This is a genomic window from Stenotrophomonas sp. 278, from assembly GCF_003935715.1.
GTDB classification, from domain to species: Bacteria; Pseudomonadota; Gammaproteobacteria; order Xanthomonadales; family Xanthomonadaceae; genus Stenotrophomonas; species Stenotrophomonas maltophilia_AH.
This window is the reverse complement of sequence record NZ_RHPP01000034.1, coordinates 13,939-33,073: the sequence shown is the minus strand read 5'-3', so window position 1 is coordinate 33,073 and position 19,135 is coordinate 13,939. Positions and strand designations below refer to the sequence as shown.

Sequence of the window (19,135 nt, the reverse complement as noted above, 5' to 3'; positions counted from 1 at the left end):
GCACACGGCTGGTGGCTGGCCACGGCCTGCTCGGCGGTGGTGGCACTGGGCCTGGGCTACAGTTTCACTGCGCAACCGCCCGCCGCACCGCCAGCCCCGGTCGCCGCCAGTGCCTTGGATGACAGTGGCGAACTGCTGGATGAGAATCCGGACATGTACGTGTGGCTGGCTGCCACCAACCTGGCGATGGAGTAACCATGAAACTGCAGACCACACTTGCCATGGTGCTGTTGTCGCTGAGCGCCAGCGGCTGGGCACAGACCTCGCCGCTGCCCGACTGGGACAGGCTCACCCCAGAGCAGCGCGAAGCGCTGATCGCACCACTGCGCGACCGCTGGAACAACGCCGCTCCGCCACAGCGCCAACGCATGCTGCAGCATGGGCAGCGCTGGGAAAGCATGACCCCGGAACAGCGCGAGCTGGCGCGGCGCGGCCGTCACCGCTTCGAGAACATGACCCCGGCCCAGCGCGAGCAGGCGCGGGCGTTGTTCGCACAGATGCGCAGCATGACCCCGGACCAACGTGAGGCATTGCGTGAGCGCTGGGGCAAGATGACGCCGGAGCAGCGCCAGGAGTGGTTGAAGGCCAATGCCGTGAAAGACGATCCGGCACCGCGTTGACACGCCATGCGCGTCATCGCCATCCGGACGAAGAACGCGTTACCCCGCCACCCAGCGCGTTTTCGCCAGCAGTTCATCGTCCCAGTCGAACGTGATCGCGCCGTCTTTTACGAACAGCGCCACGAAGTTGTACAGGTTGCGCGCGTACATCTCGCTGGCATGCACCGCGCCCTGGCTGGCCAGGTTCAACGGTCCATCGACGATGACGCCGCCCACCTCCACCGTTTCCCCGGGCCGCGTCGCCTCGCAGTTGCCGCCGGTCTCCGCCGCCAGGTCCACCACCACGCTGCCGGGGCGCATGCCCTCGACCATCGCCTGGGTGATGATTTTTGGTGCAGGCCGACCGGGCACCGCTGCCGTGCAGATCACCACGTCCACCAGCCGCAGATGTTCACCCAGGCGACGCTGCTGTTCGGCCCGTTCCGCGTCGGTCAGCGCGCGCGCGTACCCACCCTCGCCTGCCGCACTGACACCCAGGTCAAGGAACCTGCCGCCCAGCGATTCGATCTGCTCGCGGGTTTCCGGGCGCACATCAAAGCCTTCCACCTGCGCACCCAGCCGGCGTGCGGTGGCGATTGCCTGCAGGCCGGCCACGCCCGCCCCCACCACCAGCACGCGCGACGGCCGGATGGTGCCGGCTGCAGTGGTGAGCATCGGGAAGAAACGCGGCGCGCGCTGGGCGGCGATGAGCGTGGCCTTGTAGCCGGCCATGCCGGCCTGTGAGCTCAGCACGTCCATCGACTGTGCACGGGTGGTGCGTGGCAGGCGCTCCAGCGGAAACACCTGCAGGCCCCGCGACTGCATCGTCGCCGCGCGCAGACTGTCGGCCTGTGGCTGCAGCATGCCGACCAGGGTGCTGCCCAGCTTGAGCTGGTTCAGCCAGGCGGTTTCCGGAGCCTGCACGCACAGCACGATGTCGGCCCGGCTGGCACACGCCTCATCGGCCAGTTGTGCACCGGCGTCCAGGTAGGCCTGGTCGGTGAAACCCGCACCGAGACCCGCACCGGGTTCGATCCAGACCGTGGCCCCGAGCGCGGCCAGCTTGCGCGCCGTTTCCGGCGTCAGCGCCACCCGGCATTCGCCCGGCGCACGTTCCTTCACCCCCAGCACCTCGACAGCCATGCGTGTCCTCGCGTTGTGGTTTATCGGTTTATTGGTTGATCGTAGCTTGATGCGAAGAGCGGCGCTTTGATTTGTCCGTGCTGGGTCGGGAGCGGGCACCCTCGCTCCGGGACACGCCGCAAGTACGTCCATGTAGGCTACTCCACGGCTTGCTCGTATGCGCTGTCCTGCGCATACGGCAAGGCCGGGGTTGGGCCTCCTGCCCAACCCGTTCGGCGCATGCGCCGAACCCATGCCGTGGAGTGTCCCTACGGAGGGCACCCGCCCCCGCCCCTGATGGATTGCGCAAGGCGGCCCCAAGAGCAACAGCAACCGCCGTTGTTGCTTCAGGGTCATGCGTTACCGGATGTGGAGGATTTCACGGCCGTCGTCTGTCGACCGACGCTACCGGGGTTACGTGTTTTTGGTTTTCGATGACCACCGACCGTCTGTCGATGGCGGGTCGGGGTGGGCTGGAGGGGGCGTGAGCCGCATGGATGCGGCGATCGAGCTTACAGGGACGTACTTGCAGCGTCCCCCGCAACGCCCATCCCGACCCGCCAAACCAGGAAGGCCGTGAACCGAGTGTGGTTCGCCAAAAGCCAACAGCAGCCGGGCAAGCCCGGCTCTACGGCTTAGTGGACGGTGGCGCCCTTGGTGTCGAGGCGGTCGATGACGCCCTGCATGGCGCTGTCGAACGCGCCGTCGTCGACGTGCGGGCGCAGGCGGCCGAGGCGGACCATGACCGCCAGTTCCTCGGGCGAAGCCACGCAGAAACGCACGCCGCGGCGGTTCACGAACAGCAGGCGCGAGGAAATCGGGCTCACCCACGACAGCTTGCCGGCCTGCACCTTGCCGTCCTTGTCAACGAAATCCAGCCAGCTGCCGATTTCCATGCCGCGGAAACGGTCGGCGTCGGCATTGTCGAAATCGGTCACGTCGACCTTGCCTTCCAGTTCCACGCCGCCGGCGTCGGCCGCCGGCGGTGCCGGAAGGACCACCTGTGGCAGTTCCGGCAGCGCGCGCTCCAGCTCCGGACGCGATTCGGCGACCGCCTGCAGCGTGTCGTGCAGCGCGTCAATCGCCGCCGTTGCCGCATCGGCATGCACGCCGACGCTGGCAAAGACCTTGCGCAGCACCGGCTGCCAAGCCTGCAGCCACGGCTTGCCCACGATCTGGCGGCGCGCTTCCGCGACCTCTTCCAGCATACCGTCGGCCAACGCCAGCGCTTCGCTCACCGAGGCACCGTCGTCGCCCTCGCGGAGCACCGCCAGGGTCAGATGGTGCTGCCACGGCTGGCGCAGGAATTCATCAATCGCCTGCGGCAGGTGCTGGTCCTCCACGCGCCATTCCAGTTCGCCGGCCGCGCGCGTGCGCGCCACCTCAAGCTTTTCCTGGCCGCGCTGGGTTTCCGCAGCACGGCGCTCGGCAATTTCGATGCGACGGCGGTGCTGGGACAGGAAATCGCGGAACTCTTCCTCCAGCGTGAGGAAGATCGCCAGGTTCTCATTGAACTCGGCTACCAGCCGCTCGATGATCTCCTCGACCTTGCCCATCAGCACGCGCTCGGCCTGGCTTTCGCCGGTATTTCCCTCGCATGCCTCGGCCAGAGAGTTGAGCAGTTTGCGTGCCGGATGGGTCTTCTGCACGAACATGCGGCGGTCCAGCATCGCCACCTTGACGAACGGCACCACCAGCCGGCCGATCAGCTCACGCGAACGCCCTTCCAGGTCGCGCTCGTCAAGCATCACGTCAAACAGCATGCCGACCAGGTCGATGGCATCTTCATCCTGCGGGTCCAGGCGTGCCTGCGCCGGGTCCACGCCCAGCTGGGTGGCACTGGACAGCACTTCGCTCTTCAGACGCTGCGCCAGCGACTCGCCGTCCTCGCCGATGGCCGCGCGCAGGGTCGCACTCGGCGTGGCCTGCAGCAGCGAAAGCACCGACATCATCTCGCGCTGGCTCAACGGGCGCTGCTGGCCCACCGCGACGCTGGCGGCCGAGGTCGCGTCCTCGCGCACATGCCGGGTCTGCTGCAGCAGTTCATGCAGGGCCTCCAGCAGCATGCCCTGGTTGTTGTTCATGCCGTCGGCTTCGCCGGCTTCCTGGTAGGCCGCCTGGGCCGACTGCATGCGGCCGCGGCTGGCCGCCCAGCGGTCGGCAAAACGCCGCGCCCAGGCCGGAGCCGAGGAGTCGTCGCCCCGAGATGGCGCTTCCGTGTCCAACGCCTCGACCAGCTCATCAAGTTCGTTGCGCGCGGCGGGCGGACGGGGTGCCGGCTTGCGCGGCGCGGCAATCTGCGGCATCACGCCTGCCGCCGCCAGTTGCTCGTCGAGCTTTTCATAGCGCTTGCCGATGGGGCCGTGCAGGTCCCGCTCGCACAATTTGATCAACACCAGTCGCACTTCCGGAGCCAGTTCGCAGTCGGCGAACGCCTCATGTATGGCCACCCCGATGTGTTCCGGGCTGACCGGATTGGTGTCAGCGTTCAACTCCAGCCCGCCGGCGATCCAGCCCAGACGGCGGTCCAGGCGTGCCAGCACCGGCTTCCAGTCGCGTAACAGCACGACCGCGAAGTTGCGGACCGCCAGACGCGATTCCAGCACGTGTTCGGGAACCAGGCTCAGCCCGCCTTCGACCGGGCCGGCCAGGGTGGTTTCGGCCGACAACGGCTGCCCGCGTTCGAGCGAATCCCAGGCCAGTGCCAGGTGTGCACGGAAGCCGGCCACGATGTCCTCGCGGCGGCGGCGCAGCTCGCGCATGCCATCCAGGAACAGCAGCTGCGACGCGCCGGCGTTGCTGGCGCGGTCGAACAGGACGTCATCGAAGCGGGCCAGCACGGTCGCGAACGACTCGGCCAGCCCCGGCAGGGCAGCCTCGCGAGCGAGCTTGAGCAGGGCCGGATCACGGCCGGGCTGCCCCATGACATTGGGCGTGGCGATCATGCGAAAAGGCTCCCCACCTTTCCAGAATCCAACGAATGCAGCATGGATGCACCGCATACCGGTGCCCCCCAGGCACCCGCACGCGGATGGTAGATCGGCGCACCGGTCGGGGACAGTGAAACAGTCCTCACTTCAAACCTCACAACCGGGTACCGGCAGGCCTTGTATCGTAAGGCGAGTGCCAGTCGGAAGCGAGTACAGGAGTGTGAAGGGATGGGTTTCATTAAGTGATGTGCATCACGTTTCGTCGTAAATGGCACACAGTTGACCAAAACCGACGTCACAAAGCGCCCCGACTATAATTCCCCATCTGTAAAAAACCCCTGAGTGCCATGCCCGATTCTCCTGCGCTGCAAGCCCTGGACGCCCGTCGCTCGACCCCCGCGCTGCAGCTGACCGCCCCAGGCCCCGACCGCGAAACCCTGCTGCGGATGCTGGCTTCCGCCGTCCGGGTGCCCGATCACGGCAAGAAGGTGCCCTTCCGTTTCCTGAGCATCCAGGGTGACGCACGTCACACTCTGGGAGCCTTCCTGGCCGAGCGCAGCCGCGCGCGCGACCTGAATGCGTCAGATGCCCAGGTCGAGAAGGACCGCCTGCGGTTTTCCCACGCGCCGCTGATCGTGACGGTCGTCGCCTGCCCTACGCCCAGCCCCAAGGTGCCGGAGCAGGAGCAGCTGATGACCGCCGGCTGCGTCTGCTTCGCCCTGCTGCAGGCCGCCCAGGCCATGGGCTTTGGCGCGCAGTGGCTGACGGCCTGGATGGCCTTCGACCCGGCCGTGCACGCCCATCTGGGCCTGGCCGAACACGAGCGCATTGCCGGATTCATCCACATCGGGACCCCCAAGGCCGAAGTACCCGAGCGCGAGCGCCCCGACCCGGCCGCGCTGCTGCAGGACTGGGTGGGCTGAGATGATCCAGGCTCCGCCCGCGCTGGCCGTACGCCCGCCGCTGTATCTGGTCGATGCCAGCCTGTATGTGTTCCGGGCCTGGCACTCGATGCCGAACGAGTTCCAGGACCAGCAGGGCTGGCCGACCAACGCCGTGCACGGCTTTGCGCGGTTCCTGCTGGACCTGCTGGAACGCGAGCGCCCGCAGCACATCGTGGTGGCCTTCGACGAGGCCCTGGACAGCTGCTTCCGCCACCGCCTGTATACCGCCTACAAGGCCAACCGCGATCCGGCTCCCGAAGAGCTGCGTCGTCAGTTCGCGCATTGCAAGGCGCTGTGCATGGCACTGGGCCTGAGCGTGCTGGCCCATCACGAGTACGAAGCGGACGACCTGATTGGCAGCGCGCTGCACGCCAGCCGTCCCGGCGGCATGCGCGGGGTGATCATTTCCGCCGACAAGGACCTGTCGCAGCTGCTGCACGAGCACGACGAGCAGTGGGACTATGCGCGCAACCAGCGCTGGGGCATGGCAGGGGTGAAAGCGCGCCACGGCGTGCAGGCCCACCAGATTGCCGACTACCTGGCGCTGTGTGGCGATGCGGTCGACAACATTCCGGGCATCACCGGCGTCGGCGCGAAATCCGCAGCCATACTGCTGGCGCACTTCGGCAGCCTGGACGTGCTGTATGAACGCCTGGACGAAGTACCGTTCCTGCGCCTGCGCGGTGCCGCGCAGATGGCGGTGCGGCTGCGCGAGCAACGCGAGCACGCCCTGTTGTGGCGGCAATTGACCACCATCGCGCTGGATGCACCGCTGGACGGCAGCGACAGCGGCTTCAGTCGCGGCAGCGCCGATGCGCAGATGCTGCAGGGTCTCTGCGACGCGCTGCGTTTCGGCCCACTTACCCGCCGTCGGCTGTTCACCGCCGGCGGCCTTTCCGATTCCTCTTCTGTTGCCAACGAGTTCGCATGAGTCACAACTCCCAACCCCCCAAGGTCGTCTACGAAGGCAAATACCAGCGCATGGTGGTGCGCGGCAGCTGGGAATACAGCGAGCGCACCCATGCGGGCGGACTGGCCGCGATCATCATCGCGGTGACGCCAGATGACGAGGTGTTGTTCGTGGAGCAGTTCCGGGTACCGCTGCAGGCACTGACCATCGAAATGCCGGCCGGCCTGGTCGGCGACATCGAGGCCGGCGAGTCGATCGAAGCCTCGGCGGTGCGCGAACTGGAGGAAGAAACCGGCTGGACCGCCGATCACGCCGAGGTGTTGATGATCGGCCCGACCTCGTCCGGTGCCAGCAGCGAGCGCATCGCCTTCGTGCGCGCCACCGGTCTGCGCCAGGTCGGCGCAGGCGGTGGCGATGAAAGCGAAGACATCACCGTGCATGCGATCCCGCGGGCGCGGGCCGCCGCTTGGCTGGTGGAAAAAATGAACCAGGGCTACCAGCTCGATGCCAAGCTGTGGGCGGGGCTGTGGATGATCGAACACCATCTGGACGGTACGCCGCGTGGCTGATACCGGCCGGCAACAGCTGCCCGCCCTGCTTGGAGCGGCCGATCCGGAGGTGTACACGGTGCACCAGGCGCAGGGACGTTCGCCGTTCGTGCTGCTGGCCGATCACGCCGGACAGGTGGTCCCTGCCGCGCTGGAGGGGTTGGGGCTGCCGCAAGCCGAGCTCGACCGGCATATCGGCTGGGACATCGGCATTGCCGGCACCACCCGGGCGCTGTCCGAGCGGTTGGATGCGTGGGCGATCGAGCAGACCTATTCGCGGCTGCTGATCGACTGCAACCGACCGCTGGCATCTCCGACGCTGATTCCGGAAATCAGCGATCACACCCGCATTCCGGGTAACGCTTCTTTAAGCAACACGCAGCGCCAGCAACGTATCGAGGCGATCCACGCGCCGTATCACGCCCGTATCGAGGCCGAGCTCGACGCACGCCGCGCACAGGGTCGGCCGACAGTGCTGGTGATGATGCACAGCTTCACTCCGTCAATGAACGGATACGACCGCCCCTGGCACGCCGGCGTGCTGTACCACCGTGACACGCGTTTCGCGCACGCACTGCTGCAGGCGCTGCGCGATGAAGATGATCTGGTCGTAGGCGACAACGAGCCGTATTCGGTCAGCAGCACCAGCGACTACGCGGTGCCGGTGCATGGCGAGGGCCGCGGGTTGGTGCACGTGGAACTGGAGATCCGCCAGGACCTGATTGCCGATGCAGCCGGGCAGATCGCGTGGGCGGATCGTTTGGCGCGGGTGTTCGGCGTGTTGGAGCCGCAGTTGCTGGCGATGGCGTGATTGCGGGGGCTACGGATCGCCGGGCGTTGCCCGGCTGCTGTTGGTTTTGGGCGAACAGCCTGTGGTTTAGGGCCCCCCTCGGTTGGCGGATCGGGATGGGCGTTCCGGGGGACGCTGCAAGTACGTCCATGTAAGCTCGATCGCCGCATCCATGCGGCTCACGGCGTGTCCCGCAAACCCATCCCGAGCCGCCAAACCAGGGATCCCGTGAACCGAGGGATGTTCGCACGAATCCAACAGCAGCCGGGCAGAGCCCGGCTCTACGGAGATCGTGCAATCAGATACAGATCGTGCAATCAGCCTGCGAATCGATCGGTGGCGCGCACCAGGGCATCGATGTTCTCTGCCTCGAATGCCGAATGACCCGAAGCGGGCGAGATCTCCAGCGTCGACTTCGGCCAGGCCTTGTGCAGTTCCCAGGCGTTCTGCAGCGGGCAGACCACGTCGTAGCGGCCGTGCACGATCACGCCCGGGATGTCGGCAATGCGGTGCGCGTCGCGCAGCAGCTGATCTTCCACTTCAAAGAAGCCACCGTTGACGAAGTAGTGGTTCTCGATGCGCGCGAACGCCAGTGCGAAGTGCGGGTCCTCATGGCTGTTCACGAAGTCCGGGTCCACATGCAGGAAGCTGGTGGCACCCTCCCACACGCTCCACGCCTTGGCGGCCGCCAGCCGGGTCGCTTCGTCCTCACTGGTCAGGCGGCGATGGAAGGCCGAAATCAGGTCGTGGCGCTCCACCGCCGGAATCGGGGCAAGGTAGTGTTCCCACGCGTCCGGGAACAGGCGGTTGGCACCTTCCTGGTAGAACCACTCCAGTTCCCAGCGGCGCAGCATGAAGATGCCGCGCAGCACCAGCTCGGTCACCTGCTGCGGGTGGGTCTGTGCATAGGCCAGCGCCAGGGTCGAACCCCAGCTGCCGCCGAATACCTGCCAGCGCTCCACCTTCAGGTGCTCACGCAGTTTCTCGATGTCGGCCACCAGGTCCCAGGTGGTGTTGTCGACCAGGTCCGCATGCGGTGTCGAGCGCCCGGCACCGCGCTGGTCGAACAGAATGATGCGGTACCTGGCCGGGTCGTGGAACTGACGCATCTTCTCGCTGCAACCGCCGCCCGGACCCCCATGCAGCATCACCACCGGCTTGCCGTCGGGGTTGCCGCACTGCTCGAAATACAGCGTGTGGCGGTCGTCGACCTTCAGGCTGCCAACGTCATAGGGGGTGATCGCGGGGTACAGCGTGCGCATGGGCGAAGCTCCAGATGAATGAAACACTGGCTGCCATTCTAGCCCCGCCTCCGCTCAAGGCAGGCGGCCCAGACTGACCCGGTCGCGGTGTTCCAGGTCCAGTGCCGTGCTGACTTCCACGAAGCCCGCCTGCTCCAGCAGTGCGCGGATCGCCGGTCCCTGGTCCCAGCCATGCTCGATCAGCAACCAGCCGCCTGCCACCAGGCGCGCCGGTGCCCCCTCGATGATCACCCGGATGTCGTCCAGGCCGTCCGCGCCCGATGCCAGTGCGGTGGCAGGCTCGAAACGCAGGTCACCCTGCGCCAGGTGGGGGTCGTCCGCCGCGATGTAGGGCGGATTGGTGGCGATCAGGTCGAAGCGTTCCTGCCCCAGCGCCGCGTGCCAGGACCCCTGCTGGAAGTGCACGTTGACCAGTTCATGCCGGCGGGCATTCTCGGCAGCCACCGCCAGCGCCTGCGGGCTCATGTCGGTGGCCAGCACCTGCGCCAGCGGGCGTTCGCTGGCCAGCGCCAGTGCGATGGCCCCGCTGCCGGTGCCCAGGTCGGCCACCTGCAGTGGACGGTCCGCAGGCAGCCGTTCCAGCGCCAGCTCAACGAGTCGCTCGGTTTCCGGTCGGGGAATCAGCGTGGCCGGGCTGACCGTCAGGTCCAGTGTCCAGAATCCCCGCCGTCCCAACAGATAGGCCACCGGCTCCCCCTGGATCCGGCGCTGCAGCAACTGCGCAAACGCCGCCTCGGTCGCCGGTTCCACGGCATCGGTGGCGTGTGCGAACAACCAGCTGCGTTCGCGGCCCAGTACGTGCAGCAGCAGCAGCTCCGCCTCATGGCGGCCCTCCACGCCCGGCAGCTGCCCGGCGGCGTCGGCCAGCAGCTGGCGGATCTCACGGTATGGCGCGACAGTCATGGCAGGCCTGGAACTCTAGGGCGCGCAGTGTAGGTCAGGTTGCAGCATTGTTCAGCCGCCCACGCCGGTCCATTTACGGCATCTATCACGGTCATCGACTCATTCTGGACTCAAGTCATTGAATTGAAAGATATCCAACCCCATCTTGGTGGTTGAGGGTAGAGACGCCTGAACTATCCACGATAGATGGTGTCTATCGAAAAGTAGTGAATCAATTGATTTCACTAATCGACCGAGGACCGGTAGTCTTTACCCATCGCTTCACCCCGCCCTTCATCCAAGAGGAACATCGATGTCGCTCATCAACACCCAGATCCAGTCGTTCGAAGCCAACGCCTACCAGAACGGCGAATTCATCAAGGTTTCCGACGCCAGCCTGAAGGGCCAGTGGTCCGTCCTGATCTTCATGCCGGCCGCCTTCACCTTCAACTGCCCGACCGAAATCGAAGACGCCGCTGACCATTACGCCGAGTTCAAGAAGGCCGGTGCCGAGGTCTACATCGTCACCACCGACACCCACTTCTCGCACAAGGTGTGGCACGAAACCTCGCCGGCCGTCGGCAAGGCCCAGTTCCCGCTGGTCGGCGACCCGACCCACAAGCTGACCCGCGCCTTCGGCGTGCACATTGAAGAAGAAGGCCTGGCCCTGCGCGGCACCTTCATCATCAACCCGGAAGGCGTGATCAAGACCCTGGAAATCCATTCCAACGAGATCGCCCGTGACGTCTCCGAAACCCTGCGCAAGCTGAAGGCTGCCCAGTTCACCGCCGCCAACCCGAACCAGGTGTGCCCGGCCAAGTGGAAGGAAGGCGAAAAGACCCTGACCCCGTCGCTGGACCTGGTCGGCAAGATCTAAGCCGCTATCGCATCCCCATTCCCGTTTCGACGGGGATGGGGGTGAACCCAAGCGGGTGCTCACGCGCCCGCTTCGGTTCACCCCCATGTCGCGCTGATGCACCCGTGGGGCGCGTCGACGCTGTCCGTTTGCCTGAATCAAGGAGTTTTCGATGTTGGATGCCAACCTCCAGTCCCAGCTGAAGACCTACCTGGAACGCGTCACCCGCCCGATCCAGATCACGGCGCATGCGGATGACAGCGCCAAGTCGCAGGAAATGCTCGAGCTGCTTGAAACGCTGACCACGCTGTCCTCGCAGATCAGCCTGGAAGTGCGTCGCGACAGTGGCGAGCGCACGCCGTCGTTCGCGCTGGGCTCCCCGGGGCAGGACATCCATCTGGCCTTTGCCGGCTTGCCCATGGGCCACGAATTCACCTCACTGGTGCTGGCCCTGCTGCAGGTGGGTGGCCACCCCTCCAAGGCCACCGCCGAGCTGATCGAGCAGGTGCGCAACCTGGACGGTGACTACCGCTTTGAAACCTACTTCTCGCTGTCGTGCCAGAACTGCCCCGACGTCGTCCAGGCGCTGAACCTGGCAGCGGTGCTGAACCCGCGCATCCAGCACGTGGCGATCGATGGCGGCCTGTTCCCCGCCGAGGTGGAAGCGCGCCAGATCATGTCGGTGCCCACCATCTACCTCAACGGTGAGGTATTCGACCAGGGCCGCATGACCCTGGAGCAGATCGTGGCCAAGCTCGACACCGGTGCCGCGAAGCGCGACGCCGAGAAGATCGCGACCAAGGCTCCGTTCGACGTCCTGGTGGTGGGCGGTGGTCCGGCCGGTGCCGCCGCGGCGATCTATGCCGCGCGCAAGGGCATCCGCACCGGCGTGGCCGCCGAGCGCTTTGGCGGCCAGGTGCTCGACACCATGGCGATCGAGAACTTCATCTCGGTCAAGGAAACCGAGGGCCCGAAGCTCGCCACCGCACTGGAGCAGCACGTGCGCGAGTACGAGGTGGACATCATGAACCTCCAGCGCGCCACCGCCCTGGTCCCGGCCGGAGACGACGGCCTGGTTGAAATCAAGCTGGAGAATGGCGCGTCGCTGAAGTCGCGCTCGGTGATCCTGTCCACCGGTGCGCGCTGGCGGCAGATGAACGTGCCCGGCGAAGACCAGTACCGCAACAAGGGCGTGGCCTATTGCCCGCACTGTGACGGGCCGCTGTTCAAGGGCAAGCGCGTGGCAGTGATCGGCGGCGGCAACTCCGGTGTCGAAGCGGCCATCGACCTGGCCGGCATCGTGGCACACGTGACCCTGCTGGAGTTCGACGACAAGCTGCGCGCCGACGAAGTACTGCAGAAAAAGCTGCGCAGCCTGGGCAACGTCACGATCATCACCAGCGCGCTGACCCAGGAAGTGCTGGGCGACGGGCAGAAGGTGAACGGCCTGGTCTACCAGGACCGCGTGGGCGGCGACGCACATCGGGTCGAACTTGAAGGTATCTTCGTGCAGATCGGCCTGCTGCCCAATACCGAGTGGCTGAAGGACAGCGTGGCCTTGTCGCCGCGCGGCGAGATCCTGATCGACGACCGCGGCCAGACCAGCGTGCCTGGCGTGTTCGCTGCAGGCGATTGCACTACCGTACCCTATAAGCAGATCATCATCGCGATGGGGGCCGGTTCAACGGCTGCGCTGAGCGCGTTCGACCACCTGATCCGCACCTCCGTTCCGAAGAGCAGCGGCGCGGTCGCCGAAGCTGCCTGATAAGCGGTGCATTGTCTGGAGGTACAAGGAAATGAACCTGCGTGACCTGAAGTACCTGGTGGCGCTGGCCGACCACAAGCATTACGGAAAGGCCGCTGCCGTCTGCCACGTGAGCCAGCCCACGCTCTCGACCCAGTTGCGCAAGCTGGAAGACGAACTGGGCGTGCCGCTGGTGGAACGCGGTTCGCGCAAGGTGATGCTGACCCACGCCGGCAATGAGGCCGCCATGCGTGCGCGGGGGATCGTGGCCGAGATCGAAGAACTGAAGGAGGCCGCGCGCCGCGCGCGCGACCCGGAGGCCGGCACGGTGCGCCTGGGCATCTTCCCGACCCTGGGGCCCTATCTGCTGCCGCACGTCATCCCCGGCATCCGCAAGCGTTATCCGCACCTGGAACTGCTGCTGGTCGAGGAAAAAAGCGACGAGCTGCTGCACCGGCTGCGCGACGGCCGGCTGGATGCGGCGCTGCTGGCATTGCCGGTCGACGATGACAGCCTGCATGCGGAGTTTCTGTTCGAGGAGCCCTTCCTGCTGGCGGTATCGAGCAAGCACCCGCTCGCCAGCCGTGACCACCTGGACGCCGAGGAACTGTCCACCCAGCGGCTCCTGCTGCTGGAAGACGGCCACTGCCTGCGCGACCAGGCGCTGGCGGTATGCCGCATGTTCGGGGCCAACGAAAAATCCGAATTCCGCGCAACCAGCCTGGAGACGCTGCGCCAGATGGTGGCTGCCGACGTGGGTATCACCCTGCTGCCGACGCTGGCGGTCAAGCCACCGGTTCCGCGTTCAGACAGCATCCACCTGCTCGACTTCAAAGGGCCGGACAGCCCGAGCCGGCGCGTGGGCATGGTCTGGCGGCGCAGCTCGGCGATGACCGACTTCCTCGGCCAGCTGGCCCGGCAGTTCAAGCAGCTGCCAGACGCCCTGCTGACCCTGGAAAGCGAAGACCGCATGCTGTCTGCCCCGGCGGCACCGGCGGCGGCGGCCAACTGAACCCGGCGTATCGCCCTGCCCTGTCCCCCGGTCGATTCCTTCTCCGTTACATCGCACAATAGAACCCGGGCGGTGCCAGCAGGCACCGCCTTTTGCTTGTGCCTTTTCCATCAACAAGGAGTGTCATATGTCTTCTTCCAGCGGCCTGCCGCCGTCGATCACCGTCTCCAGCCACGACATGGACCGCCTGGATGCCATGCTCGAAGCGCCTGCCATTGCCCAGTCTCCGGCCGGCCAGGCACTGGCCCAGGAACTCAACCGTGCGACCGTCGTGGCGCCGGACCAGATGCCGAAGGGCATCGTCATGATGCATTCGCGCGTGGAATGCGAAGATGAGCTGCACGGCGACAAGCACGTGCTCACGCTGGTCTATCCGCGCGAAGCCAACGTCGACGAAGGCAAGGTCTCGATCCTTGCGCCGGTCGGCACAGCCTTGCTGGGTCTGGCCGTGGGCCAGTCCATGGACTGGGATGCACCGGGTGGGCGCAAGCTGCGCCTGCGGGTGACCGCGGTCCACAATGCAACCCCGAACTGATCGCGCGGCGGGGAGCGTATGCCGCGACACGCGCCGCCCCCACCGCCATGTCTGAAGCTTTCGAACCAGGAGTGACCATGAGCACCGCAACGCCGTCCAAACTCACCCAGCTGCGTGACCTGTCCGTGGTGGTTGCCGATACCGGCGACTACGAGGCGATCAAACGCCTGAAGCCGGTCGACTGCACCACCAATCCGACCCTGGTCAAGAAAGCACTGGACCTGCCGGTGTATGCGGAGCTGATCGAGCGCGAACTGGCGTGGGGCCGTGAACAGCAGGGCGAGCGCGAAACCATCGTGCACGCCGTGGCCGACCGGCTGACGGTGGGCGTGGGCGCGCTGCTGAGCACGCTGGTGCCGGGCCGGGTGTCGACCGAAGTGGATGCCGACCTGGCCCACAATGTTGAGGCCACCGTGGCCAAGGCGCGCCAGTTCATCGCCATGTACGAGACGCTGGGCGTGCCGCGCAGCAAGGTGCTGATCAAGATCGCCGCCACCTGGGAGGGCGTGGAAGCCGCGCGCCAGCTGCAGGCCGAGGGCATCGACTGCAACCTCACGCTGATCTTCAACCCCACCCAGGCGCTGGCCTGCAGTGAAGCGGGTGCGTTCCTGATCTCGCCGTTCGTGGGCCGGATCCTGGACTGGTACGTCGCCAATGGGCAGACCCCGGCAACCATCGACGAAGACCCGGGCGTGGTGTTCGTGCGCGGCGTGTATGCCGAATTCAAGCGCCGTGGTTCGGCCACCGTGGTGATGGGCGCTTCGTTCCGTTCCACCGCGCAGATCGAAGCGCTGGCCGGCTGCGACCGCCTGACCATCTCGCCGGACCTGCTGGAAAAGCTGGACGCCGACCACGGCGAGCTGCCGCGCAAGCTGTCGCCGTCTGCGGCCGACGGCGCTGCCGTGACCCCGATTGATGCCGCGCGCTTTGCTGCAGACCTCGCCGCCGATCCGATGGCCACCGAAAAGCTGGCGACGGGTATTGAAGCGTTCGCGAAGGACCTCGAAGCGCTGCGTAATACGATTCGCGAGCGGTTGTAAGTTTTCCGCGAACGGCGGCGTTTCTGGTTTTCCGTGCGGGGAGGCCCACAGGCAGCCCCGCTCCGGGACACGCCGCAAGTACGTCCATGTAGGCTACTCCACGGCATCCATGCCGTGGAGTGTCCCTCCGGGGGCTACCTGTCGGCCTCCCCCGATGGATCGCGCGAGGCGGCCAGCAAAAAGCTAATCCGCGCACGATGCCGGTAGCGTCTGACGACAGACGACGGCCGTGAAACAATCAACGTCCGGTAACGAATGACCCCGAATCGACACCGCCGTTGATTTGGCATTTCCCGTGGCCACCGACACGCTGTCTGGGGCGGGTCGGGATGGGCTGGAGGGGGCGTGAGCCGCATGGATGCGGCGATCGAGGCTACATGGACGTACTTGCGCCGTCCCCCGGAACGCCCATCCCGAGCCGCCAAACCAGGGATACCGTGAACCGAAGGCTGTTCGCACGAATCCAACAGCAGCCACGCAGGGCGTGGCTCTACGGGGGTCCATGCAATCCCAATCAACGCGGCATCAGGCATCCACCCCGATCGGGCAGCTGACGCCGGTGCCGCCGATGCCGCAGTAGCCGTTCGGGTTCTTGGCCAGGTACTGCTGGTGGTAGTCCTCGGCATAGTAGTACTCCGGGGCCGGGAACTCGATTTCGGTGGTGATCGGGCCGTAACCGGCGTCGTTTAACCGCTGCTGGTAGGCATCACGACTGGCCAGGGCCGCCTCGAACTGGGCCTGGCTGGTCGCGTGGATCGCCGAGCGGTACTGGGTGCCGGTGTCGTTGCCCTGCCGCATGCCCTGGGTGGGGTCGTGGCTTTCCCAGAACACCTGGAGCAGCTCGGCCAGGCTGATCACCGACGGGTCGAAGACCACTTCGACGATCTCGGTATGCCCGGTCAAGCCGGAGCAGACCTCTTCGTAGGTCGGATTCGGGGTCACCCCGCCGGCGTAACCCACCGAGGTCGAATACACCCCCGGCAACGTCCAGAACTTGCGCTCCGCACCCCAGAAGCAGCCCATGGCGAAGCGGATCCGCTCCTTGCCGGCGAAGCTGTCCTTCAGCGGGTGGCTGTTCACGAAGTGCTGGTTGTGCAGCGGCAATGCGTGCTCGCGGCCCGGCAGGGCCTCTTCCGGGCGCGGCAGGCGCTGCTTGAAAGCACCGATCCCGAGCAGCTTGGATACTCCCAACATCGCGTCCTCCTAGGCCGGCAACAGGCCGGCGCTTTCGTCTCCATCCCATATGGGGTCGTCCGGTGGGCCGGCCAAGTCGAGCCCTGCAACGATCTGTGCCGCTTCCGGGGCGGCCAGGTCCGGCACGCAGACCCGCAGCACCCCGAACAGCGGCAGCTCCCCCATTCCGCCCAGCAACTGCTCGCCGAACACGAAGGCCGGAATCCCGGCGTCTTCCAGCGCGTGCTTGACCAGATGGGCGTCGAACAGATTGTCGGCCTGGTAGATGACGTGCATGGGCGGGCCTCGGAGGCGGGTTCAGCCCAGCATACGCCGGAGATGTGAACGCGGGCCGGAAAGAGCGTACCGACCAACGGTCGGTACCTACCCGTCTATCGTGTCCCGCTGCGCGGGACACGATAGACTGTCATTCTTTCTGTCTACCGCCCAGCGCACCATGTCCGAGCCTACTGCCGCCCCCACCGACGCCCTTCCGGAAACCCACGAAAAGCGCGATTTCATCCGCCAGATCGTGCGTGAGGACCTGGCCAGCGGCAAGCACCAGGCGATCAAGACCCGCTTCCCGCCGGAGCCCAACGGCTACCTGCATATCGGCCATGCCAAGTCGATCTGCCTGAACTTCGGCATTGCCGGCGAGTTCAGCGGCGTGTGCAACCTGCGCTTCGACGACACCAACCCGGCCAAGGAAGACCCCGAGTACGTCGCCGCCATCCAGGACGACGTGCGCTGGCTGGGCTTTGAGTGGAACGAGCTGCGCCACGCTTCGGACTACTTCGACGCCTACTACCTGGCTGCGCAGAAGCTCATCCGCGACGGCAAGGCCTACGTCTGCGACCTGTCCGCCGAGGAAGTGCGCGCCTACCGCGGCACCCTGACCGAACCCGGCCGCCCCTCGCCGTGGCGCGACCGCAGCGTGGAAGAAAACCTCGACCTGTTCGCGCGCATGCGCGCCGGAGAATTCGCCGACGGTGCCCGCACTGTGCGCGCGAAAATCGACATGGCCAGCGGCAACATCAACCTGCGCGACCCGGCGATCTACCGCATCAAGCATGTGGAACACCAGAACACCGGCAACGCCTGGCCGATCTATCCGATGTACGACTTCGCCCACGCGCTGGGCGACTCCATCGAAGGCATCACTCATTCGCTGTGCACGCTGGAGTTCGAAGACCACCGTCCGCTGTACGACTGGTGCGTGGACAACGTCGACTTCGCCCACAGCCCGGACCTGACCCAGCCGCTGGTCGACCGCGGCCTGCCGCGCGAAGCCGCCAAGCCGCGTCAGATCGAGTTCTCGCGCCTGAACATCAACTACACCGTGATGAGCAAGCGCAAGCTGATGGCGCTGGTCACCGAGCAGCTGGTGGACGGCTGGGACGACCCGCGCATGCCGACCCTGCAGGGCCTGCGTCGTCGCGGCTACACCCCGGCCGCGATGCGCCTGTTCGCCGAGCGCGTGGGCATCAGCAAGCAGAACTCGCTGATCGACTTCAGCGTGCTGGAAGGCGCACTGCGCGAAGACCTGGACAGCGCCGCCGCACGTCGCATGGCCGTGATCGACCCGGTCAAGCTGGTGCTGACCAATCTGCCGGAAGGCTTTGAGGAGCAGCTCACCTTCAGCAACCACCCCAAGGACGAAGCTTTCGGCAGCCGTTCGGTGCCGTTCGCCCGCGAGGTATGGATCGACCGCGAAGACTTCGCTGAAGTCCCGCCCAAGGGCTGGAAGCGCCTGGTGCCGGGTGGCGAAGTACGCCTGCGCGGGGCCGGCATCATCCGCTGCGATGAGGTGATCAAGGATGCCGACGGCACCATCACCGAACTGCGCGGCTGGCTGGACCCGGAATCGCGTCCTGGGATGGAAGGGGCCAACCGCAAGGTCAAGGGCACCATTCACTGGGTCAGCGCCGTGCACGGCGTGCCGGCGGAAATCCGCCTGTACGACCGCCTGTTCTCGGTGCCCAATCCGGACGACGAATCGGAAGGCAGAACCTACCGCGACTACCTCAACCCGGAATCGCGCCGCACCGTCACCGGCTACGTCGAACCGGCTGCGGCCACCGCCTCGCCGGAGCAGTCCTTCCAGTTCGAGCGGACCGGCTACTTCGTCGCCGACCGCCGCGACCACACCGCCGACGTCCCGGTGTTCAACCGCAGCGTGACCCTGCGCGACACCTGGTCGGCCTGAGAGAGTTCCCATGCTGTACGCACAAGTCCACCTGACCCTGCCCGCCTGGATCCATGACCAGATCGACCTCGGCCGTGCTTATCCCGACGATGAAGCCAAGGTCGCACTGGCCATCGAGCTTTCGCGCCTGAATGTCGAACACGCCAGTGGCGGACCGTTCGGCGCGGTGGTGTTCGGCCCTGACCATACCGTAATTGCCGCCGGCGTGAACCGCGTGGTGCCGCACAACACCTCGTTGGCGCACGCGGAAAACATGGCCTACATGCTGGCCCAGCAACGCCTGCAGACGCCGCGCCTGAACGATGTGCTGGCCCCGATCACCCTGGCCACCTCGTCGCAACCGTGCTGCCAGTGCTTCGGAGCCACCATCTGGGCGGGTATCGACCGCCTGTTGATCGGGGCGAGCGCGCAGGACGTGGAAGAACTGACCTCGTTCGACGAAGGCCCCCTGCCGGCGGACTGGGTGGGCGAGCTCAACAAGCGTGGCATCGAGGTCGTGCAGGGCCTGCGTCGCGATGCCGCGCGCGCCGTGCTGCGTACCTATGGGGAAGCCAATGGCGCGCACTACTGACCGCGCGGCCA

At 66.2% G+C, this 19,135-nt stretch carries 18 protein-coding genes and 1 pseudogene; 13 read left to right on the top strand and 6 right to left on the bottom strand.

Annotated elements, in window-relative coordinates:
* A pseudogene (locus tag EGJ34_RS08080) lies at positions 1-195 on the top strand (hypothetical protein); the annotation flags it as partial.
* Between the two features lie 26 nt (positions 196-221).
* Positions 222-620, top strand: a complete 399-nt coding sequence (locus EGJ34_RS08075; protein ID WP_260476934.1) for a DUF3106 domain-containing protein — start codon at positions 222-224, stop codon at positions 618-620.
* 39 nt (positions 621-659) lie between these two features.
* Here EGJ34_RS08075 and EGJ34_RS08070 read toward each other — a convergent pair whose 3' ends face one another.
* Positions 660-1,742 carry an NAD(P) transhydrogenase subunit alpha gene (locus EGJ34_RS08070; protein WP_125359980.1) on the bottom strand — a complete coding sequence of 361 codons (1,083 nt, stop codon included), beginning with the start codon at positions 1,740-1,742 and terminating at the stop codon, positions 660-662.
* 614 nt (positions 1,743-2,356) lie between these two features.
* Entirely contained in the window at positions 2,357-4,666 is a 2,310-nt protein-coding gene (locus EGJ34_RS08065; RefSeq protein ID WP_125359979.1) for a DUF1631 domain-containing protein, read from the bottom strand.
* Between the two features lie 332 nt (positions 4,667-4,998).
* On the opposite strand from EGJ34_RS08065, the gene EGJ34_RS08060 reads away from it, so the two are divergent.
* The 4 genes from EGJ34_RS08060 to EGJ34_RS08045 are packed head-to-tail and all read left to right on the top strand — an operon-like array spanning position 4,999 to position 7,864.
* Positions 4,999-5,574, top strand: a complete 576-nt coding sequence (locus tag EGJ34_RS08060; protein ID WP_125359978.1) for a nitroreductase — start codon at positions 4,999-5,001, stop codon at positions 5,572-5,574.
* A gap of 1 nt (position 5,575) precedes the next feature.
* Complete coding sequence (locus tag EGJ34_RS08055) at positions 5,576-6,526, top strand: 5'-3' exonuclease H3TH domain-containing protein (RefSeq protein ID WP_125359977.1); 951 nt, start codon at positions 5,576-5,578, stop codon at positions 6,524-6,526.
* Positions 6,523-7,074 carry an NUDIX hydrolase gene (locus tag EGJ34_RS08050; protein ID WP_125359976.1) on the top strand — a complete coding sequence of 184 codons (552 nt, stop codon included), beginning with the start codon at positions 6,523-6,525 and terminating at the stop codon, positions 7,072-7,074. The genes EGJ34_RS08055 and EGJ34_RS08050 overlap by 4 nt, the downstream gene beginning before the upstream one ends.
* Positions 7,067-7,864 (top strand): N-formylglutamate amidohydrolase, encoded by a 798-nt coding sequence (locus EGJ34_RS08045; RefSeq protein WP_260476933.1) that lies wholly within the window; start codon positions 7,067-7,069, stop codon positions 7,862-7,864. Before EGJ34_RS08050 ends, EGJ34_RS08045 begins: the two co-directional genes overlap by 8 nt.
* A 296-nt stretch (positions 7,865-8,160) precedes the next feature.
* Here EGJ34_RS08045 and pip read toward each other — a convergent pair whose 3' ends face one another.
* Together pip and prmC are read right to left on the bottom strand one after the other, a co-directional pair.
* Positions 8,161-9,105 carry a prolyl aminopeptidase gene (pip, locus tag EGJ34_RS08040; RefSeq protein WP_125359975.1) on the bottom strand — a complete coding sequence of 315 codons (945 nt, stop codon included), beginning with the start codon at positions 9,103-9,105 and terminating at the stop codon, positions 8,161-8,163.
* Between the two features lie 54 nt (positions 9,106-9,159).
* Positions 9,160-10,008 carry a peptide chain release factor N(5)-glutamine methyltransferase gene (gene prmC, locus EGJ34_RS08035; protein ID WP_125359974.1) on the bottom strand — a complete coding sequence of 283 codons (849 nt, stop codon included), beginning with the start codon at positions 10,006-10,008 and terminating at the stop codon, positions 9,160-9,162.
* A gap of 292 nt (positions 10,009-10,300) precedes the next feature.
* Here prmC and ahpC point away from each other — a divergent pair, with 292 nt between their 5' ends.
* The 5 genes from ahpC to EGJ34_RS08010 all read left to right on the top strand — a co-directional run bounded on the left by ahpC (position 10,301) and on the right by EGJ34_RS08010 (position 15,174).
* Entirely contained in the window at positions 10,301-10,864 is a 564-nt protein-coding gene (ahpC, locus tag EGJ34_RS08030; RefSeq protein ID WP_125359973.1) for an alkyl hydroperoxide reductase subunit C, read from the top strand.
* A gap of 151 nt (positions 10,865-11,015) precedes the next feature.
* Positions 11,016-12,608, top strand: coding sequence for an alkyl hydroperoxide reductase subunit F (gene ahpF / locus EGJ34_RS08025; RefSeq protein WP_125359972.1), 1,593 nt, complete (start codon positions 11,016-11,018; stop codon positions 12,606-12,608).
* 31 nt (positions 12,609-12,639) lie between these two features.
* On the top strand, positions 12,640-13,599 hold the full coding sequence (locus EGJ34_RS08020; protein ID WP_125359971.1) for a LysR substrate-binding domain-containing protein: 960 nt from the start codon (positions 12,640-12,642) through the stop codon (positions 13,597-13,599).
* 127 nt (positions 13,600-13,726) lie between these two features.
* Entirely contained in the window at positions 13,727-14,134 is a 408-nt protein-coding gene (gene rnk, locus EGJ34_RS08015) for a nucleoside diphosphate kinase regulator (RefSeq protein WP_125359970.1), read from the top strand.
* Positions 14,135-14,211: 77 nt separating this feature from the next.
* On the top strand, positions 14,212-15,174 hold the full coding sequence (locus EGJ34_RS08010) for a transaldolase (RefSeq protein WP_125359969.1): 963 nt from the start codon (positions 14,212-14,214) through the stop codon (positions 15,172-15,174).
* Positions 15,175-15,699: 525 nt separating this feature from the next.
* Here EGJ34_RS08010 and msrA read toward each other — a convergent pair.
* Both msrA and EGJ34_RS08000 read right to left on the bottom strand, forming a co-directional pair.
* Positions 15,700-16,350 (bottom strand): peptide-methionine (S)-S-oxide reductase MsrA, encoded by a 651-nt coding sequence (gene msrA, locus EGJ34_RS08005; protein ID WP_125359984.1) that lies wholly within the window; start codon positions 16,348-16,350, stop codon positions 15,700-15,702.
* A 27-nt stretch (positions 16,351-16,377) separates the two neighbouring features.
* Entirely contained in the window at positions 16,378-16,644 is a 267-nt protein-coding gene (locus EGJ34_RS08000; protein WP_125359968.1) for a DUF2007 domain-containing protein, read from the bottom strand.
* A gap of 160 nt (positions 16,645-16,804) precedes the next feature.
* On the opposite strand from EGJ34_RS08000, the gene EGJ34_RS07995 reads away from it, so the two are divergent.
* Entirely contained in the window at positions 16,805-18,553 is a 1,749-nt protein-coding gene (locus tag EGJ34_RS07995; protein ID WP_125359967.1) for a glutamine--tRNA ligase/YqeY domain fusion protein, read from the top strand.
* A gap of 10 nt (positions 18,554-18,563) precedes the next feature.
* Positions 18,564-19,124, top strand: a complete 561-nt coding sequence (locus tag EGJ34_RS07990) for a nucleoside deaminase (RefSeq protein ID WP_125359966.1) — start codon at positions 18,564-18,566, stop codon at positions 19,122-19,124.
* Positions 19,125-19,135 lie beyond the last annotated feature (11 nt).